The organism is Vibrio sp. Y176, from assembly GCF_033438945.1.
The window spans coordinates 94504-115043 of the sequence record NZ_JAWOQS010000006.1 but is presented as its reverse complement, the minus strand read 5'-3'; the positions used below and the strand labels follow the sequence as shown (position 1 = coordinate 115043).

At 44.8% G+C, this 20540-nt stretch carries 22 protein-coding genes; 14 read left to right on the top strand and 8 right to left on the bottom strand.

Going from position 1 to position 20540, the window contains the following annotated elements; genetic code table 11:
• Positions 1-123 precede the first annotated feature (123 nt).
• The 5 genes from R7O13_RS16065 to R7O13_RS16045 all read left to right on the top strand — a co-directional run bounded on the left by R7O13_RS16065 (position 124) and on the right by R7O13_RS16045 (position 4543).
• Complete coding sequence (locus R7O13_RS16065) at positions 124-579, top strand: DUF2850 domain-containing protein (RefSeq protein WP_005380234.1); 456 nt, start codon at positions 124-126, stop codon at positions 577-579.
• 273 nt (positions 580-852) lie between these two features.
• The gene (mltA, locus tag R7O13_RS16060; protein ID WP_005391723.1) at positions 853-1956 is read left to right on the top strand and encodes a murein transglycosylase A; all 1104 of its coding nucleotides are present in this window, start codon (positions 853-855) and stop codon (positions 1954-1956) included.
• Between the two features lie 99 nt (positions 1957-2055).
• Entirely contained in the window at positions 2056-2865 is an 810-nt protein-coding gene (gene tcdA, locus R7O13_RS16055) for a tRNA cyclic N6-threonylcarbamoyladenosine(37) synthase TcdA (RefSeq protein WP_005380241.1), read from the top strand.
• A 19-nt stretch (positions 2866-2884) separates the two neighbouring features.
• A complete protein-coding gene (gene csdE / locus R7O13_RS16050) occupies positions 2885-3313 on the top strand; it encodes a cysteine desulfurase sulfur acceptor subunit CsdE (RefSeq protein WP_017636016.1) in 429 nt (142 codons plus the stop codon).
• Between the two features lie 309 nt (positions 3314-3622).
• Positions 3623-4543 (top strand): GGDEF domain-containing protein, encoded by a 921-nt coding sequence (locus R7O13_RS16045; protein ID WP_318304255.1) that lies wholly within the window; start codon positions 3623-3625, stop codon positions 4541-4543.
• Positions 4544-4576: 33 nt separating this feature from the next.
• Here R7O13_RS16045 and csdA read toward each other — a convergent pair whose 3' ends face one another.
• The 4 genes from csdA to R7O13_RS16025 all read right to left on the bottom strand — a co-directional run bounded on the left by csdA (position 4577) and on the right by R7O13_RS16025 (position 8180).
• Positions 4577-5788, bottom strand: coding sequence for a cysteine desulfurase CsdA (csdA, locus tag R7O13_RS16040; RefSeq protein ID WP_318304253.1), 1212 nt, complete (start codon positions 5786-5788; stop codon positions 4577-4579).
• Positions 5788-6387: a DJ-1 family glyoxalase III gene (locus R7O13_RS16035; RefSeq protein WP_318304251.1), complete on the bottom strand. Its 600-nt coding sequence runs from the start codon at positions 6385-6387 to the stop codon at positions 5788-5790. Before R7O13_RS16035 ends, csdA begins: the two co-directional genes overlap by 1 nt.
• The gene (panE, locus tag R7O13_RS16030; protein WP_085569840.1) at positions 6384-7274 is read right to left on the bottom strand and encodes a 2-dehydropantoate 2-reductase; all 891 of its coding nucleotides are present in this window, start codon (positions 7272-7274) and stop codon (positions 6384-6386) included. The genes R7O13_RS16035 and panE overlap by 4 nt, the downstream gene beginning before the upstream one ends.
• A gap of 108 nt (positions 7275-7382) precedes the next feature.
• Positions 7383-8180 carry an outer membrane protein OmpK gene (locus R7O13_RS16025; protein ID WP_005385292.1) on the bottom strand — a complete coding sequence of 266 codons (798 nt, stop codon included), beginning with the start codon at positions 8178-8180 and terminating at the stop codon, positions 7383-7385.
• Positions 8181-8503: 323 nt separating this feature from the next.
• On the opposite strand from R7O13_RS16025, the gene R7O13_RS16020 reads away from it, so the two are divergent.
• From R7O13_RS16020 to R7O13_RS16005, 4 genes are read left to right on the top strand one after another with little or no spacing between them, the layout of a single operon-like run.
• Positions 8504-9100: an LON peptidase substrate-binding domain-containing protein gene (locus R7O13_RS16020; protein WP_017636020.1), complete on the top strand. Its 597-nt coding sequence runs from the start codon at positions 8504-8506 to the stop codon at positions 9098-9100.
• Positions 9097-10455: a DUF4397 domain-containing protein gene (locus R7O13_RS16015; protein ID WP_318304249.1), complete on the top strand. Its 1359-nt coding sequence runs from the start codon at positions 9097-9099 to the stop codon at positions 10453-10455. Before R7O13_RS16020 ends, R7O13_RS16015 begins: the two co-directional genes overlap by 4 nt.
• A gap of 44 nt (positions 10456-10499) precedes the next feature.
• Positions 10500-11084 (top strand): RNA polymerase sigma factor, encoded by a 585-nt coding sequence (locus R7O13_RS16010; RefSeq protein ID WP_005380255.1) that lies wholly within the window; start codon positions 10500-10502, stop codon positions 11082-11084.
• Entirely contained in the window at positions 11081-11740 is a 660-nt protein-coding gene (locus R7O13_RS16005; RefSeq protein ID WP_213969793.1) for a ChrR family anti-sigma-E factor, read from the top strand. The genes R7O13_RS16010 and R7O13_RS16005 overlap by 4 nt, the downstream gene beginning before the upstream one ends.
• A gap of 63 nt (positions 11741-11803) precedes the next feature.
• Here R7O13_RS16005 and R7O13_RS16000 read toward each other — a convergent pair whose 3' ends face one another.
• The 4 genes from R7O13_RS16000 to R7O13_RS15985 all read right to left on the bottom strand — a co-directional run bounded on the left by R7O13_RS16000 (position 11804) and on the right by R7O13_RS15985 (position 15529).
• Positions 11804-13156, bottom strand: coding sequence for an AmpG family muropeptide MFS transporter (locus tag R7O13_RS16000; RefSeq protein WP_005380257.1), 1353 nt, complete (start codon positions 13154-13156; stop codon positions 11804-11806).
• 71 nt (positions 13157-13227) lie between these two features.
• Positions 13228-13773 carry a peptidylprolyl isomerase gene (locus R7O13_RS15995; protein WP_005380258.1) on the bottom strand — a complete coding sequence of 182 codons (546 nt, stop codon included), beginning with the start codon at positions 13771-13773 and terminating at the stop codon, positions 13228-13230.
• Entirely contained in the window at positions 13773-14342 is a 570-nt protein-coding gene (locus R7O13_RS15990; RefSeq protein WP_005380259.1) for a YajG family lipoprotein, read from the bottom strand. Before R7O13_RS15990 ends, R7O13_RS15995 begins: the two co-directional genes overlap by 1 nt.
• 32 nt (positions 14343-14374) lie before the next feature.
• The gene (locus R7O13_RS15985; protein ID WP_005380260.1) at positions 14375-15529 is read right to left on the bottom strand and encodes a methyltransferase; all 1155 of its coding nucleotides are present in this window, start codon (positions 15527-15529) and stop codon (positions 14375-14377) included.
• Between the two features lie 243 nt (positions 15530-15772).
• Between R7O13_RS15985 and bolA the strand changes: the two genes are divergently transcribed.
• From bolA to R7O13_RS15960, 5 genes are all read left to right on the top strand, one after another.
• Entirely contained in the window at positions 15773-16081 is a 309-nt protein-coding gene (gene bolA / locus R7O13_RS15980) for a transcriptional regulator BolA (protein WP_005380262.1), read from the top strand.
• 473 nt (positions 16082-16554) lie between these two features.
• Positions 16555-17895 carry a Na(+)-translocating NADH-quinone reductase subunit A gene (locus tag R7O13_RS15975; protein WP_005380264.1) on the top strand — a complete coding sequence of 447 codons (1341 nt, stop codon included), beginning with the start codon at positions 16555-16557 and terminating at the stop codon, positions 17893-17895.
• A 5-nt stretch (positions 17896-17900) separates the two neighbouring features.
• A complete protein-coding gene (locus R7O13_RS15970; protein WP_005380265.1) occupies positions 17901-19145 on the top strand; it encodes an NADH:ubiquinone reductase (Na(+)-transporting) subunit B in 1245 nt (414 codons plus the stop codon).
• A complete protein-coding gene (locus tag R7O13_RS15965; protein WP_005380267.1) occupies positions 19135-19905 on the top strand; it encodes a Na(+)-translocating NADH-quinone reductase subunit C in 771 nt (256 codons plus the stop codon). The genes R7O13_RS15970 and R7O13_RS15965 overlap by 11 nt, the downstream gene beginning before the upstream one ends.
• Positions 19905-20537, top strand: a complete 633-nt coding sequence (locus R7O13_RS15960) for an NADH:ubiquinone reductase (Na(+)-transporting) subunit D (protein ID WP_005380269.1) — start codon at positions 19905-19907, stop codon at positions 20535-20537. Before R7O13_RS15965 ends, R7O13_RS15960 begins: the two co-directional genes overlap by 1 nt.
• Positions 20538-20540: the final 3 nt, after the last annotated feature.

The following is a 20540-nucleotide window of genomic DNA, read 5'->3' as shown; positions in this document are numbered from 1 at the left end:
TTTTTATTCACTTGGTGGCAAGGTGAAATTTTGGAATAAAGCACAAACATATTGAGGTAGGTTCTTGGTCCCGTTAAGAGGGAAGGTTACAATGGTGGCGTCTTTCCTCAATACGTGAACCTCATGTCTTCTGCTGTTAATAAGAATGCTGCGATCACTGCTTCAAATCTGTCAAAAACGTCATCTAAATCAATGCTTCGTAAGTGGCTAGAGCGTTCTCTCATGCTTATAGCGATAGTTGGAACCGTTGTCGTGTGCATGCTGTATAGTGATTTGATTACTCGAACCATTAATCCGCCCATTCCCAAATCGACAATTTATGGTCGCTGGGTTGAGCAAGATGTTGCGCCTTATGCTCGTGAAGAATTTGTGTTGAGTGAGCGCGGTGTTACCGTAAATGGTTCTACAGTGGCGACCAGTTTTGAATTCGATGGGGATTCGTTTTCGTATCGAGTGGGTTCAAATGAGCGGCACTTCAATTTTGTGGGTAAGCAGCATGCAGAAATGAAGCTGGATGCCAATGCACATTATCTACCTGTATTCCGTTTAGAGGGGCGTGCAAGGATTGCGGTAAGATAGTCGTTTTTATCTTTGTCTGTTAAGCAGAGATCTCTTGCGTCTGTGAGTCACATGGATGATCACAATTTCATCTCTCAATCAGTAAATCTTACTTTCAAACATAATCCGGACAATTCCGTAATTCTTCCGCTGCTATCATGTTGTATTAACTGAATGAATTCACAACGAGTAAACGGATTGGCTTAGCGTTGCAACATTTTGTCGTTGCTTTTCAATTGCACCGTATGCATTTGTTTGCCATCCTTTTGCTATTCTCTTTTACGGAAAAGACACGTGTTAAAAAAACTCCTTCCTATTATCTCTTTGAGCCTACTCTTTGGCTGTGCTCAACAAAATGATCGTGCTCAGCAATATCTTGATGGTGAGTTTCCTCAGATCCTCAATCAAGTGGATGTGGTTGAGTCTAACAAACCACGCGATTTTACTGAATTTAACAAGCAAGCTGAGCAAGTGGTGATAAAGTCACCATCCATGGCGAAGATATACCAACCGCTATATCAACGATTAAGTGAGTGGGCGCAACAGAGCGGAGATACCAGTGCGTTGAGTGCGTTTGGCATTCAAGCCGCGCAATTGGGTGGTGGTGATAAAAAAGGTAATGTGCTGTTTACCGGATACTTTTCTCCCGTGATGGAGCTGCGTCATACACCAAACGACATTTTTAAGTACCCAGTTTATGGCAAGCCAAACTGCTCATCAGATTGTCCGACTCGTGCGGAGATCTACAACGGGGCATTAGATGGCCAAGGTTTAGTGCTAGGTTATGCGCCTAACCGTATTGACCCGTTTATGATGGAAGTGCAGGGCAGTGGCTATGTGCATTTTGAAGATGATGATACGTTGGAGTACTTCGCGTACGCAGGGAAAAATAATAAAGCTTACGTTAGTATTGGCCGCATTTTGATTGAACGTGGTGAAGTGCCGCGTGAAAAAATGTCTCTCAAAGCGATTAAAGAGTGGGTAATGGACAACGACGACGCAACAGTACGCGAGTTGTTGGAGCAAAACCCTTCTTACGTCTTCTTTGCGCCAAAAGCGGAAGCGCCAGTAACGGGATCGGCTGGTATTCCTTTGTTACCAATGGCCGCGGTCGCGGGTGACCGTTCTATCTTACCAATGGGCACACCAATCTTGGCGGAAGTACCATTGCTGAATGCGGATGGTACGTGGAGCGGTGCTCATCAACTGCGAATGCTGATCGTTTTAGACACTGGTGGTGCGGTAAAACAGAACCATTTGGATCTGTATCATGGCATTGGTGCGAGAGCAGGAACGGAAGCAGGGCACTACAAGCATTTTGGTCGAGTTTGGAAACTTGGGCTGGAAAACTCACCAACTCAAGCGCCTTGGGCTTTGCCGCCAGAAAAGCTACAATAGCGACCCAAGAAAGAGGAACCGCCTCTTATCTAGACATTTCATCAAAGAGTGCGTATAAATCGCACTCTTTGTTTTTCTATCGATCATCTGGACTTCAATATGCGTGAACTCGATACCCCAGCATCTGACAGCTACAATCAACGCTTTGGCGGCACTCGTCGTCTTTATGGCAACAGTGAAGTGGACATTCTTCGCGCTGCACACGTTTGTGTTATTGGTATTGGTGGCGTGGGTTCATGGGCGGTCGAAGCGCTGGCCCGTACTGGGATCGGTGAGTTGACTCTGATTGATATGGATGATGTTTGTGTCACGAATATTAACCGCCAAATTCATGCGATGACGGGCACCGTTGGCCAAAGCAAAATTGAAGTTATGGCCGAGCGTGTCAAATTGATCAACCCAGAGTGTAAAGTCAATCTGATTGATGATTTCATCACGCCAGACAATCAACATGAGTACTTAAGCAAAGAGTTTGATTACGTGCTAGATGCGATTGACAGCGTAAAAGCGAAGGCGTCTTTGTTGGCGTATTGCCGCAGCAACAAGATCAAAGTGATCACTACGGGGGGCGCTGGTGGTCAGGTTGACCCAACGCAGATCATGGTCGCTGATTTAACGAAAACGATCCAAGATCCTCTAGCGAAGAAAATCAAAGACACCTTGCGTCGTCATCATAACTTCCCTAAGAATCCGGCTCGTAAGTTTGGTATTGATTGCGTGTTTTCAACCGAGCAGCTGAAGTACCCTCAAGCAGACGGTTCAGTGTGTGGTGTGAAGTCGACAGCGGAAGGCCCAAAACGTATGGATTGTGCTAGCGGTTTTGGTGCGGCGACTGTTGTAACTGCAACGTTTGGCTTTGTCGCGGTATCGCGAATCGTTGAGAAGTTGATTTCAAAATATAAGAAGTAAACTAGAAGAAGAGCGCATCATGACAGATTTTCCCGTTTCTCCATTTGGTACAGATATCACCAGCGAAGACATTGTAGCGACTATGCAGCAATTTCAAGGCTGGGAAGATCGCTACCGTCAGGTTATTCAGTGGGGTAAAAAGCTGCCACAAATGCCAGAAGAGCTGAAATCAGAACAAGTTACCGTTTCGGGTTGTGAAAGCTTGGTGTGGTTAGTGAGCCAAGAGCAAGATGGCGTTTGGCATTTTTGTGCGGACTCCGATGCGCGTATCGTCCGTGGATTGATTGCCTTGGTGATGGCGGCTTATGACGGAAAAACGGCCGATCAAATTCAAGCATTTGATATTGATGCTTATTTTGATCAACTGGGGCTTGTCTCCCATTTAAGCCCGTCACGTGGTAATGGCTTGAAAGCTATTGTAGAGCAGATTAAGCAAACCGCCGTGTAACGAGTCATTTTCCCAATTCTTAAAAACGCCGAATAACCTAGCTGTTTGGCGCTTTTTTGTATCTGAGTTGAGACATTTTTTGCATATGGATAAAAAATATGCAAATGGTCGACTATTTTAGCGTTAATTAACCATTCTATTGATCCTGGTTCATTATATTGCCCACTTGGTTTTTATAAACTCAATTGTATTTAAAATTTGTCTATATTAGATAATAGACATATGCCCCATTCGCTCCTATTCCCCAATGTGGAAACACACTTGGAAGCGATTGGGTTACTTAGATACAAATGCTAGGAACCTCCCTATATGCAATTCACCTTGGAACATGCGCAAGACGTGTTATCCGGAATGCCAGACCCCACTTTTATTCTGAGTGAAGATGGTATCTATATTGATGTTTTTGGAGGAACAGATAAAAAAGCCTATCACGATGGAAGCAATTTGATAGGTGAGACGCTGCACAGCGTACTCGAGAAAGATAAAGCTGACTGGTTTATCGAGCAGATCAATCGATCACTGAAACAAGACAGTATTGTGACGGTCGAGTACAAGATGTGCGCCGACAGCATTCAGGGAATAGATGCTAACAGTGGGCCAAGAGGCGACCTATACTACGAAGGCAAGATCTGCCCACTCGCTATAAAATACCGAGGTCGTCGCGTTGTCCTTATTCTTACACGCAACATCTCCAATCGCCACCGAGTTGAAACCCTTCTTCGCCATCAAAGCCAAATTGATGCTCTTACCAACATCTACAATCGACGTGTCTTTTTCGAAAAGCTCACAGAAGAGGTCATTAAAGCTCAAGAGCCGAACTATCACTCCGCGTTGTTATTGTTTGATTTGGACTTTTTTAAAGTCATCAATGATAAACGTGGTCATGATGCGGGGGATTATGTCTTAGAGACCTTAGCTGATTTGGTTTCTCACTTACTCGTCAAAGACGAAATTTTTGCAAGAGTCGGAGGGGAGGAGTTTGCGATTATTTTGCCAGAAACTTCTCTGGCTGCGGCGAAAGAGGTAGGAGAGGAAGTACGTTCCCACATTCAAAATTGTCAGTTCGAATTTGAAAAGATTGAAATTCCGGTCACGGTGAGTGTAGGCGTGGTGGAAATAGGCAGAAATGAAACCACCAAACGTTTGTATGCGCATGCAGATAAAGCGCTTTATGCTGCGAAAAGAAATGGCAGAAATTGCGTGGCGACTCTGGATAGGCAGATGGAGTAACCTTGTTGGTTACTCCAAATCAAACCGTTGGCGTTATAGCATGTCGACGGCTTTTTCTACGGCGGCGAGGAGTCTATCCACATCTTCAGCCGTGTTATAAATACCAAAAGAAACGCGTACCGTGCCTTTAACGTTTAGCGCATCCATCAATGGGTGAGCGCAGTGGTGTCCTGCTCGTACCGCAATGCCTTGTTGATCGAGCAGCGTCGCCATGTCTTGGTGATGAACGCCGTCCATGACGAACGTCAGTACAGAGGCATTCAGCTGATAGCCTAGAATATGAATGTCATCCAAAGCGCTTAGTGCTTGGTAGGCCTTATCCTGAAGCGCATGGAGATGATCCTCTACTTCGTGATGGTCAAAACCTTGGTACCACTCAATGGCTTTCGCTAGAGCAATTGCGCCCGCAACGTTTGGTGTGCCCGCTTCAAATTTACCAGGAAGTGCAGAAAACGTCGTTTTCTCGAAAGAAACGCGTTCAACCATTTTACCGCCGCCGTGCCATGGAGGCATGGCTTCCAAAAGTTCAAGCTTGCCGTATAAAACCCCAATGCCTGCTGGTGCATAAAGTTTGTGACCTGAGAAAACGTAGAAATCGATATCTGATGCCGATAAATCAAGTTGCTCATGTACGATGCCTTGCGCGCCATCAACTACAACAACCGCGCCAACGTTGTGCGCCAGTTCAGTGATTTTTTCGATAGGTTGGCGTGTGCCTGTTACGTTGGTTATTTGTGCGCAAGTAACAATTTTACAGCGGTCAGACAGAAGCGCCTCAAATGCACTGATGTCGAACTGACAATCTGATGTCATCGGAACTTTAATGACTTTAGCACCCGTTTGCTCTGCCACGATTTGCCAGGGCACGATGTTGGCGTGGTGTTCCATCTCGCTAATCAAGATCTCATCACCTGGTTGTAACGTGCTACGGGCGTAGGTTTGAGCAATTAAGTTCAGTGCTTCGGTTGCGCCCCGTGTCCAAATGATCTCTTTAGAGCTGTTTGCACCAATAAAGCTTGCCACTCGTTCTCGTGCCGCTTCAAATTGGCTGGTGGCATTAGCCGTTAAACTATGGCTGCCACGGTGAACATTGGCATTTTGCGCACTGTAGTAATGACTGATGACATCAATCACACATTGCGGTTTTTGCGTTGTCGCTGCGCTATCTAGATACACTAAGGGCGTATCGTTGACGGATTGATTTAGAGCAGGAAATTGCTCGCGTACAGCATTTACGTCAAACATTATTCTTCACCAAGCTTGTGGTAGTGCAGAGTAGGCAGAGGGATCATTGGTTCAGCAACTGACCATGCGTGTTTTTTACCTGAGAGTTGAATGATTACTTCCATCGCGAACTCTAAAGCTGTACCCGGACCTTGACTAGTGATCAGGTTGTGGTTGATATCAAAGGTCACGCGTTTGCTGCGCCACTTCTCTTCCGGGATATGTGACTGAAAGCTCGGGTGACAGGTCATCAGTGATTGTGGGAAAAGATCATGGTGTTGCAATACCAACGCCGGTGCTGCGCAGATAGCTGCGACCAATTTTCTCTCATAGATGTGCTGCTTAAGGATTTCTATCATCACCGTACTATCACGAAAAATTTCTGCACCACCAACACCACCAGAAAGCGCTATGGCGTCAAACTCATCATCAGCGATATCGACCAGTTTACAATCGGCTGTTAGTGTGACTCCGCGAGAAGCTTTCATCGTCAATGAGCCATCAAAAGCAGCACTCGCTACCGTAACGTCATAACCCGCGCGAACCATCATGTCGATAACGGTGACGGCTTCCATTTCTTCGGTGCCTGGAGCGATTGGCACTAAGATTTTCTTACTCATTGTTCTGTCCAGCTTTGTTCTATTTGTTTGATGCGTTGGTAAAGTTTTAAATTCTCAGGCGTATTGATGCGATGTTTCTCGGCAGCCTTTAACAAGTATCCGGTTATAAAATCAATTTCCGTTCGACGCTGATGGAATACGTCTTGTCTCATTGAAGAATAGTTCTCAGCTGTGGCGTTCACCACTTGCATTACCGTATCGAAAAGAGAGCGAAACTCGATAGCAATACCTTCTTTACTCATTACTTCAACCAGTTCTTGAGTGATGCTTTCGAGTTGTATCTTAAACTCGGGCTGCGCAAGCTCACCATTCTTACACTGCTGAATCGCAGTCAGTGGGTTAATCGCGCAGTTAATTGCTAACTTAGTCCATAACGCAGATTGGATGTGTGGATTCCAAATGGCCTCTGGAAGAGCATGATGCATAACATCTTGCAGAAAAGCGCACTGCATTCCTTTGTCATTATAACCACCCACTTGCGTTGTTCCGTGACCGGTATGCAGTACGTGTTGGTTATCTGGTTTGTATGCGCCGTGCGTCGTTGTGGCGAGCACGATAGGATTGTTTGGCAGAGCCTTCTCCACGCCAGAGGCGGTACCCATACCATTGTGCATCAGCATGATAATCGTGTCTGCGTTGATATGAGGCAGTAAAGGCTGAATGGCGTCTTCCATTTGCCAAGCTTTTACCGTGATCAAAATGAGATCTGCTTTATTTACGGAGGAAATATCTTGATTACTGAATACGATTGCGGGTGTGTCATCCAACTGAAGTGATTGTTGGCTTTCAGAACTTCTTCCCCACAATGAAACATTGTGCCCGGCAAGCTTAAATTTTGTTGCCCAGAGTGAGCCCACCGCACCTGGACCGAGGATAAGGATATTCACCAAACGCTCTCATTAAAAAGGTTTGCTGCAAGGATAATGAGGGAAAAAAGGAAAGCAAATAAAAATGGCGCCGAAAGGCGCCATTTTTGAGCAAACTTAGTGGTTCAATTAGAACTTGTAAGTTACAGCAAGGTAGTGGCCAAAGCCAGTTGACTTGAACCCATCAGTATCTTTGATACCGTACACGTCTTTGTAACCTTTTAGACCGTAACCCACTGCGAAGCGGTCTGAGTGCCAGTAGATACCGTTGAACATTGCACCACCGTTTGACGCGGTTGAACCAAACTTGTTACCAGCATCATCATCCATACCGAATTGGTAATCGATGTAGCCTTGGTAAGAAATGAATGAACCGTTCTCGAAGAAGTAGAATGGTTTGAACCAGTTAGTCGAGATTTGGAAACCGTTCCAATCCTTTTTGTTGCCGTCGTAAGTGCCGTATAGGTTAACACCAACTTTACCAAACCAAGGAACCATTACGTCAGAACCTAGACCGATTTTTTGAGAGTTAACACCAGAGTTACCACCCCACTCGATTAGAGTTGCAACGTATAGCTCTTGAACTGGACCGAAAGATAGGTCTTTACCAGTTACCGCATCTAGAGACATACGTGGAGCGAATTTCATAAAGATCTTCTCTGCGCCAGCTTTGTCGCTACCTGGATCAGAAGTTAGGTTGAATACATCAACGTAGCCGTAAAGGTCGAAGATACCAGAGCGGCCGCCGAATTCCATTTCTAGGTAGTCGTGTGAAGACTCACCTGGAAGTTCGTCAAATGCACCCATTAGGTTAAATTGCATCCACTTGTAATCGTTTTTGTGAATATCGCCGTCAGAGTAATCTGCCGCCATAACTGGAGCTGAAGTAGCCGCTAGAAGGCTAAGAGCTAAAAGTGATTTACGCATAAGGGGACTCTCTATGTTTGTAATGATTCAGAACACGCAATCTGTGCTGCGCTTTCCAATTGGCGGGAATAATAGCGATAAAAATCCCAAATGAAAGTGATAAAGGGTGCAAAATGAAACGTTTTTGGTGAGTTGCATCACGAAATTATCTTTATTTACGGAACTTTTTGTTTGTTGCATTTTATTGCAATAAATGTGTGATTTGGATCGTTTGCGTGAGCGATTTTATGACTTTTTAAGCCAGTCGATTAACCAACATAAATCGTTAGTGATCGGAGTGATAAGGGATTCGTATGTATCCGTGAATCAAAGAGGACGTTTGAATGAAAGAAGTCATGTTATTCCCACTCACTTCAGTTGTACTCCCTGAAGGTAAAATGAATCTGCGCATTTTTGAGCCACGATATAAGCGAATGGTAAAGGAATGCAGCCTACAAAATGTGGGCTTTGGAGTTTGCCTAGTAGGAAGTGAAGGTGACCCTAAAGACGTGGGTAACGTTTCATCTATCGGAACTTTGGTCAGGATCGTTGATTTTGAAACACTCAGTGATGGCCTTCTTGGTATTACAGTTGCTGGTGAGCAACGCTTTGTTGTCAAACGCGTCCGTGCAGATGCGGATGGCTTACGTCATGCAGAGGTTGAATGGTTAGACAATTGGCAACATCTAGACAACTCACCAGATTTCTTCTTTTTAAGCCAGCAGTTATCCCATGTTTATGAAGAGTTTCCTCAACTTGGAAGCCTCTACCAGCATCGTTTTTACGATGACTCTGCTTGGGTTACTCAGCGTTGGCTTGAGTTACTACCCCTAGACTGCAATCTGTTCGAACAGCTAGTCGGCGCAGAGGACTGTATTCCTGCGTTGCAATTTCTGACAGAAGCCATAGAAGCCCCGACTAACAAAGAGGCAAGGATATGAAAGGATTTAATAAAGCTGCGCTAACTATTGTTGCGACATTAGGACTGGCGGCGTGTGGCTCCGACAGTGACACTATCGAGTATTCCAATTTACAAGCAGTGCACGCGTCTTCTGATGCGCCGCTTGCAAATGTGTGGATCAACGATAAACCATCATTAACGAATGTTGATTATGGTGTGGGATCTGGCTACGTTAAATTGCGAGAGGGGATGAATTCGATTCAGGTCGATGTTCAGCTCCCAGGTAATGAAACCGCGACCGTAATACCTAAAACAGAACTAGATCTTGATTCCGACCTCAATTATAACGTGTTCGTTGTTGGCGATGCCGATGGTTCGCCAAACCCAGTTGAGCCTTTAGTTGTGACTCGCAGCGCCGATTCAATGGCTGATGCCAATAGTCTAGATGTTCAAGTTGTTCATGCAGCTTCAGGCGTTCCTGCTGTTGATCTTTATGTCACTGAGCCAGGTGTTGCTCTTGCTAGCGCGACTCCAATAACTAACCTTGCTTACAAAGCTTCTACCGACGTATTGAACATCCCAGCTGGTGAGTATCAAGTTCGACTTGCCGTAGGAGACAGCGTTGCTTTTGACTCGGGCAAAGTATCTCTTGCGGCTAACTCCAACTTGACGATTGCCGCTATCGGCACAGGAGATTCGAATAGCACGTCACCTGTCAAACTCTTGGTGTTGGACGGTTCGGGCTCTTCTATAATTGAAGATATGGGCAGCCAAGCTGAAGTAAGAGTCGGACACCTTGTCGATGGAGCGCCAGTCGTCGATGTTAACGTTAACGGGGCGGCCTTCGCTCCTCTTGCCGACTTAGCGTTCAAAGAGATTCGTGGTTATTTGGATCTTGCTGCTGGCGCTTACGATATTGACGTTTACGTGGATGGCACAACAACCAATCCGATCATAGATGTTGACGGTTTAATGGTTGCGGGTGGAATGGATTACAGTGTTTACGCAGTCGGTGTTGTTAGCCCTGCGATTGATATCGAAGCTCTGGTTGTTGAAGATATGAGACGCGCTGTGGCGACTAGCGCGACGTTGAATGTGACACACGCGGCGGCTAATCCTATAGCGGAAATGGTGGATATTTACCTCACTACGAGTGCAGGAATAGATGGAAGTGATCCAACTATTGCTAATTTTGCGTATAAAGATAGCGTACAAGGATTATATGTCGCTGAAGGTACATATTATGTAACGGTAACAGTGGCTGGTAACCCAAGTATTGTTGCGGTTGACTCAGCACCAGTCAATGTAATGAACGGTGTTGTTTACCAAGTCGTTGCCATTGATGATGGGAACAACGGTGGTTTCAACTTGTTGGTCGATGACGTGACCGATTAGGAAGAATGGGAGGAGGAAACTCCTCCCACAAATTAAGGCCGATTATGATGAGTGATAGCCCGAAAAAACTGGGGCGCAGTGATTGGAACGATTACATGGATAAAGTGAAGGCTCGAGACAAAGACGCGTTCGCTTTTGTATTCCGTTTTTACGCACCCAAGCTGAAGCAATTCGCTTACAAACATGTTGGTAATGAGCAAGTTGCTATGGAGATGGTGCAAGAGACCATGGCGACAGTTTGGCAGAAAGCGCACCTCTATGATGGGGAAAAGAGCGCGTTATCGACTTGGATATATACCATAATCCGAAACCTTTGTTTTGATTTGCTGAGAAAACAGAAAGGCAAGGAATTACACATTCATTCTGATGACATTTGGCCGTCAGAGTATTATCCACCTGATCTTGTTGATCACTATTCACCAGAACAAGATATGTTAAAAGAACAGGTGGTTAAGTTTTTAGATATATTACCGAAAAACCAGAGAGATGTTTTACAAGCGGTATATCTTGAAGAGCTACCTCATCAACAGGTCGCGGAATTATTTGATATACCCCTCGGTACCGTAAAATCTAGGCTGAGGCTTGCAGTAGAAAAGCTAAGGCATTCAATGCATACGGAGCAACTATGAACAAACACCCAGATAACAGCTTGTTAGAAGCATACGCTTCGGGAAGCATTGATGCAGTTTCTGGTCTTGTGGTCGCAACCCATTTAGAAACATGCACCAAGTGCCGAGCTTATGTTAACCAAGTCGAAGCAAGTCAAGCGAATATTGTAAGTGACATACCTTCTGAGTATGTTTCTGAATTTGACGACATGTTTAATGACATCATCAATGCGAAGCCAGCGACTGATAACATCGTGATCCGCGACTCTGCTGCTGTTAATGTGGCAGGAAAAAGCTTCGCTCTTCCTAAAACCTTAGCGCGTTTCTCTGACCTCGTAGGGTCATGGAGAAGTTACGGAGGCAAGGTTTTCAGTGCTCAGATTGATCTAGGGGAAGACGCTCGTGTCAGCTTAATGTACATCGGGGAAGATGTGCAAATTCCTCAACATACGCACAAAGGCCTGGAGTCTACATTGATCCTACATGGTGGATTTAGTGACGAGGATGGCCAATATGAAGAAGGCGATTTGATGATTAGAGACGCATCAGTGAAGCACAGCCCTTACACTAAGGCCGGAGAAGACTGCTTGTGTTTAACCGTATTGACTGAGCCGATGATCTTTACTCAAGGCGTGGCACGTATATTTAATATGTTTGGTAAAGGGTTATACCCATAGACCTCTTATCTTATATCTCGCAAAACAAAAACCACCGAATTCGGTGGTTTTTTATATGTTTCGTTAATGCTTGTGACGTGCTTTTTCCAATAGAGCATCAAAGTAATGTCGTAGCGAGTACAACATAATCAAGCTTGGCACGACCATGACAGCGGTAAGCACGAAGAATGTGCTCCAATCATTAAGATAATCCACTAGCTCGCCACTGAAAGAAGCAAGAGTCGTCCGTCCGAAGTTTCCTAGAGAAGCAAGCAACGCATACTGAGTTGCCGAAAATGCTTGTCCGGTTAGAATCGTCAAAAATGAAACAAAAGCGACAGTTGAGAAAGCAGTCGTAAAGTTATCGACAATAATCGTGGCTAAGTACAAGTGCTCGTTTGGGCCTACCGAAGCAATCCAAGCAAACATCAAGTTACTGGCAGACATAGCAATACCACCGATCATTAATCCACGTACAATACCAAACCTAACGTTGAACATGCTTCCGACAAAAGTAAAGAAGATGGTGGCTCCCCAACCAATCAGTTTGGAGTAATAGCCAATTTGTTCATTGCTAAAACCAATATCTTTGTAGAACGCGATCGACATCCTGCCCAAAAACGCTTCGCCAATTTTAAATAGGAAAACGAACAGCAACAGAGTAATCGCGACACGGACACCATTGCGATTAAAGAAATCAAGGAAAGGTTCTACAACAGTCACGGTAAACCAAGCTACGACTTTCGAACCAACCACTTCTTTGTGGCGTTGTTCAGCGGCAGACTGAAGTTGTTCGCGTTGAGTCTTAGGTTCACCGACTAAAATCGTAAAGACCATTAGAATGCCGACTATCACCGCCATCCCGTAATACACACCATTCCAACCGACACTGTCAGCATTAACAAACGCTAAATAACCCGGTAGTGAATAACCTGTCCACCAGCCAATGACCGCCATTGCAGAAGCTTGAGGCAGTTTAGACTCTTCTGACTTTGGGAAAGTATCAATACGAAAAGCATCAATTGCGATGTCTTGTGTCGCTGAAGCCGTTGCAATACACAAGGCGAGTAGTGACGCAAACACCAAGTTTTCCGCTGGATTAACACCGGCAATAAATAGGGTAGCGACGAGTACGATACTTTGACAAAAGAAAATCCAGCTACGTCTTTGCCCCAGCAGTCTAAAGAGGACTGGCAGCTTCACGCGGTCAACCAGAGGTGCCCACAGAAAGTTGATCGCATAGACCGCAAAAACGCTACCAAAATAGCCAATTGCGGAGAGGGTCAAGCCGGCATCTTTTAGCCAACCTGACATGTTTGAACCGATAAGAACCCACGGAAAGCCGCTAGAGCAGCCCAGCATGAAAACCCACATGAGTCGTTTATCGAGGTAACTTTTTACCGTTTCCAACCAAGTGATGGAAGGTAATGAAGACATAAATCAATCCAATAAAATGAAGCCGTTGAAAGAGAAAGCCCTTCGATTATTCAAAGGGCTTATCGTTTTGGCTATTTAAGTAGTGTAGCTTTGGTGATGACGATTTGCGTCTCTGGTACATCACGCATTCGGCCTACCGTCGTGGTCGGCTGCTGAGCCATTTTCTGGATAACGTCGAACCCCTCAGTAACCTCACCAAATACAGCATAACCTGGTGGTCGAGCGCCATAGTTGAGAAAGTCATTGTCGACTAAGTTGACGAAAAACTGACGAGTTGCAGAGTTTGGTGCATTGGTTCGTGCCATGGCGATGGTAGCACGGTCATTGTTTAGACCATTATTTCCTTCGTTTTTGATTGGCGCGTATGTTTTCACCATCTGCATATCTTGGTTAAAGCCGCCACCTTGTGCCATGAAGCCTGGGATAATACGATGAAAAATAGTACCCTCGTAGCTCCCATCTTCTACATATTTTAGAAAATTAGCGACAGTGATAGGTGCTTTCTCTTCGTTTAACTCAACCGTAAATGAACCAAGTGTCGTTTCAAACGCTACTTTTGGTCCAGCCCAAACGCTGCAGCTGAGTAGTGCTAAGGACAGAATCGCTTTGCGTAACATTAGAAACGCTCCTGCATGTACTGACGAAGCTCAGGGTCATTGGCAATCTCTTTAAGCGTCAATGTCACCACATCATTCAATGTCTCTTCAATATCGGCATCAGAAGCACTCAATGTGCCAGATCGCTTTGCTGTACCTGTATAAGTTTTGACTAGCTTGCCCTCAGGTGTCTCTGCTGTGATTTCCAGCACAACTTTAGCATCCATCTCATTTTCCATCACCGAATGCTTCACGTTGACCAACGCTTCTTGAACGCTCAATTCAATCGCGTTGTTGCTGTTTAGATCCGCATGGAAACCTTGAGATGAGAATTGCTTCTCTAATGCTTCTTCTAACGCAATACGTAAATTCTGTTTAGCATGAAGAGGAAGAATGTTCGAACGGCCGTTATCCACCAACGCCACGTACTGCGCTGCACGTACATCTTTGCTGGTCAAACTGTAAGTCTTGCCTTGAACAATTGGATTGGTGCTCAATGTGCTTTCTGGCATCAGGTTCAGCTGAGGTTGTTGAGGGGCTGAACACGCAGCAAGCAACGCAACCGAAGCCGCAAGTACCAATTTTCTCATTTTATTATTCCTTTTAACTATTTTGCTAAAGCTTATTTTGCGCTTAATTTAGCAGGATTTTTTGTAGCCTGTAAAATCACAAACTTATTGTTGGAAGCGATAAGTTTCACATTTTTATCGCCAAACAGACGTTTGAGTTTTGCGTCGTACCCGAGGTGACGATTTCCGATAACCAGTAAACGGCCATTTTCACTTAATACTTGTTTAGCATCGCAGAACATTTGCCAAGCAATATGATCGGTGATTGCCTGTTGTTGATGAAACGGTGGATTACACATAACCATAGAGCTGCTGCTGTGTTTAAAACCGTCCAAGCAATTGTTCGCTATGCACTGTATGTCTCTATTTTCACCAAGGTTGTCGCGTAGGTTCTGTTTTGCCGACTCAAGCGCCATAAAGCTTTCATCAACACATGTTAGCCGAGCATTTGGATTCAACTGACCAAATTTAACAGACAGAACACCATTGCCGCAGCCGAGGTCGATGACATTGTCTATTGAAGGGTCTTGAGGCAGGTGCTGCAGCATAAAGCGTGCACCTAAATCTAAACTTTCTCCTGAATAGACATTTGGCATGTTCTTGAGTTCGATATCTTCTCCATCAACGCGCCAAGTCGTGAAAGGCATTACTTCAATCGTAGGCTCAACTGTTGCTTGAGAAAACACCAATCTGTGCTTTTTCCAGGCCAAAGATGTTTTTGTTTCGCCTAAGTATTTTTCAAACAGTTTTAGCGTCGAAGTATGAATGTCTTTCGCTTTATTGACTGCAATGACGGGGCAGGAAGCCGGTAGCGCCTTTCTTAATTGGCTTAGTATCCACACTAGATGGCGGTTACTTTTGGGCAGTTGCAGCAAGACGAGATCAATATTGGCAGGAACGAGGTCCATCGTGGTGGCAAACGCTACTTTATTGCACTGGTTTTGCTCGAGATTTTGCTGTGCACCTTTATGTGAGATGAATGAATCACTCATTAGCGTTACATGGTGCTTTTCCGAAAACCAGCAGGAGAGGGCACCAAAGCTGTCATTAATCACGAGGATGTTTTGATTGTCTGGCAAAGCAAGCTCTTCAACATGATTAATAAGATACTCATCACCGGCATCCCACGCTTGTAGCGTTTCGTTACTACGTTTTGGGAAACGATGAAGTGTTAAGCTTCGCTCGTGAAGGTTCAGTTCGGTTTTCATAGCTAAATGTAAGTTGATTTAGAAATTAAGTGTTATTGTCGCAAATGATGACGTGTCGAGATACAAAAAGCTGTCAAATTTTACGAGTTCAGTGATGGCTGCTCTTTAGACATGTTCGTGGAGTCAAGCGCCTTGAGACAATATGTCTACAAAGTGCGTCAATAATGAGAGTGACGTTTGAGTGATGCATGTCTGCTTTACTTAGGTATATACTTATGGAATTCGCATCAATGAGGAACGAATATGATCCAAGAAATCATAGAGAAGAAACTACACAGTGAGCTGCAACCCAGCTATCTCAAAGTCATTAATGAGAGCTACATGCATAATGTGCCACCAGGCTCAGAGAGTCATTTCAAAGTGATTGTTGTGAGTGATTCGTTCGCGGGACAGCGTTTGATTGGGCGCCATCGTCAAGTTCATCAAATTTTGGCAGATGAACTGGACAACCACATTCATGCATTAGCTATTCATACATATACTGATGAAGAGTGGAAGCGTGAACAAGATGGCGCCCCTGATAGCCCGATGTGTATGGGTGGTGGTCACTAAAAACGCAAGATATAAAGGTGCAGAGAAAGGTGGCTTAAGGCCATCTTTTTTCGTTTTACATTCTTTAGGGACGTTAACGTGGCACAAATTCTGGTTAAAAAATGTGTTAACAGTGTTTCAACAAATGAATGGAAATTGCAGAATATTTCAGGCGATGAATATCACTTTTCCATAAGATATGTATGGAATATGGCATTTGTGCGATGGGTCAAAGTTATGACTATTCTTTGACCTTTTAGACCTGATTCTACCGAAATAACCCCTCTATTCTAATGATTGATCATGGCATCAAGTTCCTAAAAAATGCTAGACTACGGCACCTGATAAATCTCGCGTATTCCTTGTGACGAGATTTTTAATAGGATGTTGCGATTTTGATGTTTAAAACAACATCAAAACCGGACACTGATGTCGTGTCTAAAAGTTACGCAATCAAAAGAATCTTTTTCCCGATAAAAGTAGTGCAAGTGCGTATGATTACAATAAAGAAGGGCTTGGATCTTCCTATCGCAGGAACTCCATCCCAGGTGATTAATGATGGTAAGACCATCAAAAAAGTCGCCTTGCTTGGCGAAGAGTACGTTGGCATGCGACCTACCATGCATGTCCGCGTTGGTGATGAAGTGAAAAAAGCGCAAGTTCTTTTTGAAGATAAAAAGAACCCAGGCGTGAAATTTACTGCACCAGCAGCCGGTAAAGTGATCGAAGTTAACCGTGGCGCTAAACGTGTCCTTCAATCTGTAGTGATTGAAGTGGCAGGTGAAGAGCAGGTGACATTTGATAAGTTCGAAGCCGCTCAACTTTCAGGTCTAGATCGTGAAGTGATCAAGACTCAGTTGGTTGACTCTGGCTTATGGACCGCTTTACGTACTCGTCCGTTTAGCAAGGTTCCTGCAATCGAGTCTTCTACTAAGGCTATTTTCGTAACTGCAATGGATACTAATCCACTAGCAGCTAAGCCTGAGTTGATCATTAATGAGCAACAAGAAGCATTCATTGCTGGTCTAGACATTCTTTCAGCCCTGACAGAAGGCAAGGTTTACGTATGTAAATCTGGCACTAGCTTGCCACGCTCTTCACAGTCTAACGTAGAAGAACACGTCTTCGATGGCCCTCACCCAGCAGGTCTTGCTGGCACCCACATGCATTTCCTATACCCAGTAAATGCAGAGAATGTGGCATGGAGCATCAACTACCAAGACGTTATCGCGTTCGGTAAGCTGTTCCTAACTGGTGAGCTATGCACAGATCGTGTTGTGTCTCTAGCTGGCCCAGTTGTGAATAACCCTCGTCTAGTTCGTACCGTAATGGGTGCAAGCTTAGATGACCTAACAGATAACGAGCTGATGCCTGGCGAAGTTCGTGTGATCTCTGGTTCAGTACTAACAGGTACACATGCAACTGGTCCACACGCATACCTTGGCCGTTACCATCAACAGGTTTCTGTATTACGTGAAGGCCGTGAAAAAGAACTATTTGGCTGGGCAATGCCTGGTAAGAATAAGTTCTCGGTAACTCGCTCTTTCCTTGGTCACGTATTCAAAGGTCAGTTGTTCAATATGACAACGACGACCAATGGTAGTGATCGTTCAATGGTTCCAATTGGCAACTACGAACGCGTAATGCCTCTAGATATGGAGCCTACTTTGCTGCTTCGTGATCTATGTGCCGGCGACACAGACAGTGCTCAAGCACTGGGTGCGCTTGAACTGGATGAAGAAGATCTAGCATTGTGTACCTTTGTATGTCCAGGTAAGTACGAGTACGGTACGTTACTTCGTGAATGCCTAGATACTATCGAGAAGGAAGGGTAATTTTCATGGCTCTTAAAAAGTTTCTTGAAGACATCGAGCATCATTTTGAGCCTGGTGGCAAACACGAAAAATGGTTTGCCCTGTACGAAGCTGTAGCAACAGTTTTTTACACGCCAGGTATCGTAACAAATAAAAGCTCGCACGTTCGTGATAGCGTTGACCTAAAACGTATCATGATCATGGTTTGGTTTGCGGTATTCCCAGCAATGTTCTGGGGTATGTACAACGCAGGTGGCCAAGCTATTGCAGCACTTAACCACATGTACGCTGGTGACCAACTAGCGACAGTTATCGCAGGTAACTGGCACTACTGGCTAACAGAAATGCTTGGCGGCACTATCGGTGCGGAAGCGGGTGTTGGCAGTAAGATGCTACTAGGTGCGACTTACTTCCTGCCAATCTACGCAACAGTATTTATTGTTGGTGGCTTCTGGGAAGTGTTGTTCTGTATGGTGCGTAAACACGAAGTTAACGAAGGTTTCTTTGTAACTTCTATCTTATTCGCACTTATCGTTCCACCAACGCTACCTCTATGGCAAGCGGCACTAGGTATCACATTTGGTGTTGTTGTAGCAAAAGAGATCTTCGGTGGTACAGGTCGTAACTTCCTTAACCCTGCACTTGCAGGTCGTGCATTTCTATTCTTCGCTTACCCAGCACAAATTTCGGGTGACGTAGTATGGACTGCAGCTGACGGCTTCTCTGGTGCAACTGCTCTTAGCCAATGGGCTCAAGGTGGTAACGGTGCTCTAGTTAACACAGTAACTGGCGCTCCTATCACTTGGATGGACGCGTTCATCGGTAATATCCCTGGTTCAATTGGTGAAGTATCGACTCTAGCTTTAATGATCGGTGCAGCGATGATCGTTTACATGCGAATCGCTTCATGGCGCATCATTGCGGGTGTAATGATCGGTATGATCGCAGTATCGACTCTGTTTAACGTGATCGGTTCTGACACTAATCCAATGTTTAATATGCCATGGCACTGGCACCTAGTTCTAGGTGGTTTTGCATTCGGTATGTTCTTCATGGCAACGGACCCAGTATCAGCGTCATTTACTAGCAAAGGTAAATGGTGGTACGGCATCCTGATTGGTGCAATGTGTGTGATGATCCGTGTAGTTAACCCAGCGTACCCAGAAGGTATGATGCTGGCGATTCTATTCGCGAACCTATTCGCACCTCTGTTCGACCATGTAGTGATTGAGAAGAACATCAAGCGGAGACTAGCACGCTATGGCAAGTAATAACGACAGCATTAAAAAGACGCTGGGTGTTGTTATCGGGTTGAGCCTTGTTTGTTCAATCATCGTATCAACAGCAGCAGTAGGTCTGCGTGATAAGCAAAAAGCTAACGCTGTCCTAGATAAGCAATCAAAGATCGTTGAAGTTGCAGGCATTGACGCAAACGGTAAGAAAGTACCAGAGCTATTTGCTGAGTACATCGAACCTCGTCTAGTAGACCTTGAAACAGGTAACTTTACTGAGGGTAATGCATCTACGTACGATCAACGTGAAGCATCAAAAGATGCAGAACGTTCAATCGCATTGACACCAGAAGAAGACGTAGCTGATATCCGTCGTCGCGCGAATACAGCAGTGGTGTACCTTGTAAAAGATCAAGATGAAGTCCAAAAAGTTATCCTGCCTATGCACGGTAAAGGACTTTGGTCGATGATGTATGCCTTTGTAGCCGTTGAAACTGATGGTAACACTGTGTCTGCTATTACTTACTACGAGCAAGGTGAAACTCCTGGACTTGGTGGTGAAGTAGAGAACCCTTCATGGCGCGATCAATTCATTGGCAAGAAATTGTACAATGAAGATCACCAGCCAGCGATTAAGGTCGTGAAAGGCGGCGCACCGCAAGGTTCTGAGCACGGTGTTGATGGCCTATCAGGAGCGACGCTCACTAGTAATGGTGTTCAACACACATTTGACTTCTGGTTAGGTGATATGGGCTTTGGTCCTTTCCTAGCAAAAGTTCGTGACGGAGAACTTAACTAATGTCTAGTGCACAAAACGTTAAAAAGAGCATCCTAGCGCCAGTGTTGGATAACAACCCAATCGCGCTACAAGTTCTTGGTGTATGTTCTGCTCTTGCAGTAACAACTAAACTAGAAACAGCTTTTGTAATGACACTAGCGGTAACATTTGTAACTGCTTTGTCTAACTTCTCTGTTTCATTGATCCGTAACCACATTCCTAACAGTGTGCGTATCATCGTTCAGATGGCAATCATCGCATCGTTAGTAATCGTGGTAGACCAAGTGCTAAAAGCTTACCTATACGATATCTCTAAACAGCTATCTGTATTCGTTGGTCTGATTATCACTAACTGTATCGTAATGGGTCGTGCTGAAGCATTCGCAATGAAGTCTGCGCCAGTACCATCTCTTATTGACGGTATTGGTAACGGTCTAGGTTACGGCTTCGTTCTTATCACTGTAGGTTTCTTCCGTGAGCTATTTGGCTCAGGCAAACTATTTGGTCTAGAAGTTCTACCTCTAGTGAGCAACGGTGGTTGGTACCAGCCTAACGGCCTAATGCTACTAGCACCATCAGCATTCTTCCTAATCGGCTTCCTTATCTGGGTAATCCGTATTCTGAAACCAGAACAAGTAGAAGCGAAGGAGTAAGGA

Bases quoted from the DNA above. Each gene is read 5' to 3' on its own strand.
- R7O13_RS16065 (WP_005380234.1), top strand. From the start codon at position 124: ATGTCTTCTGCTGTTAATAAGAATGCTGCGATCACTGCTTCAAATCTG.
- tcdA (WP_005380241.1), top strand. From the start codon at position 2,056: ATGCGTGAACTCGATACCCCAGCATCTGACAGCTACAATCAACGCTTT.
- csdE (WP_017636016.1), top strand. From the start codon at position 2,885: ATGACAGATTTTCCCGTTTCTCCATTTGGTACAGATATCACCAGCGAA.
- R7O13_RS16045 (WP_318304255.1), top strand. From the start codon at position 3,623: ATGCAATTCACCTTGGAACATGCGCAAGACGTGTTATCCGGAATGCCA.
- csdA (WP_318304253.1), bottom strand. From the start codon at position 5,788: ATGTTTGACGTAAATGCTGTACGCGAGCAATTTCCTGCTCTAAATCAA.
- R7O13_RS16035 (WP_318304251.1), bottom strand. From the start codon at position 6,387: ATGAGTAAGAAAATCTTAGTGCCAATCGCTCCAGGCACCGAAGAAATG.
- R7O13_RS16025 (WP_005385292.1), bottom strand. From the start codon at position 8,180: ATGCGTAAATCACTTTTAGCTCTTAGCCTTCTAGCGGCTACTTCAGCT.
- R7O13_RS16020 (WP_017636020.1), top strand. From the start codon at position 8,504: ATGAAAGAAGTCATGTTATTCCCACTCACTTCAGTTGTACTCCCTGAA.
- R7O13_RS16015 (WP_318304249.1), top strand. From the start codon at position 9,097: ATGAAAGGATTTAATAAAGCTGCGCTAACTATTGTTGCGACATTAGGA.
- R7O13_RS16010 (WP_005380255.1), top strand. From the start codon at position 10,500: ATGATGAGTGATAGCCCGAAAAAACTGGGGCGCAGTGATTGGAACGAT.
- R7O13_RS16005 (WP_213969793.1), top strand. From the start codon at position 11,081: ATGAACAAACACCCAGATAACAGCTTGTTAGAAGCATACGCTTCGGGA.
- R7O13_RS16000 (WP_005380257.1), bottom strand. From the start codon at position 13,156: ATGTCTTCATTACCTTCCATCACTTGGTTGGAAACGGTAAAAAGTTAC.
- R7O13_RS15995 (WP_005380258.1), bottom strand. From the start codon at position 13,773: ATGTTACGCAAAGCGATTCTGTCCTTAGCACTACTCAGCTGCAGCGTT.
- R7O13_RS15990 (WP_005380259.1), bottom strand. From the start codon at position 14,342: ATGAGAAAATTGGTACTTGCGGCTTCGGTTGCGTTGCTTGCTGCGTGT.
- R7O13_RS15985 (WP_005380260.1), bottom strand. From the start codon at position 15,529: ATGAAAACCGAACTGAACCTTCACGAGCGAAGCTTAACACTTCATCGT.
- bolA (WP_005380262.1), top strand. From the start codon at position 15,773: ATGATCCAAGAAATCATAGAGAAGAAACTACACAGTGAGCTGCAACCC.
- R7O13_RS15975 (WP_005380264.1), top strand. From the start codon at position 16,555: ATGATTACAATAAAGAAGGGCTTGGATCTTCCTATCGCAGGAACTCCA.
- R7O13_RS15970 (WP_005380265.1), top strand. From the start codon at position 17,901: ATGGCTCTTAAAAAGTTTCTTGAAGACATCGAGCATCATTTTGAGCCT.
- R7O13_RS15965 (WP_005380267.1), top strand. From the start codon at position 19,135: ATGGCAAGTAATAACGACAGCATTAAAAAGACGCTGGGTGTTGTTATC.
- R7O13_RS15960 (WP_005380269.1), top strand. From the start codon at position 19,905: ATGTCTAGTGCACAAAACGTTAAAAAGAGCATCCTAGCGCCAGTGTTG.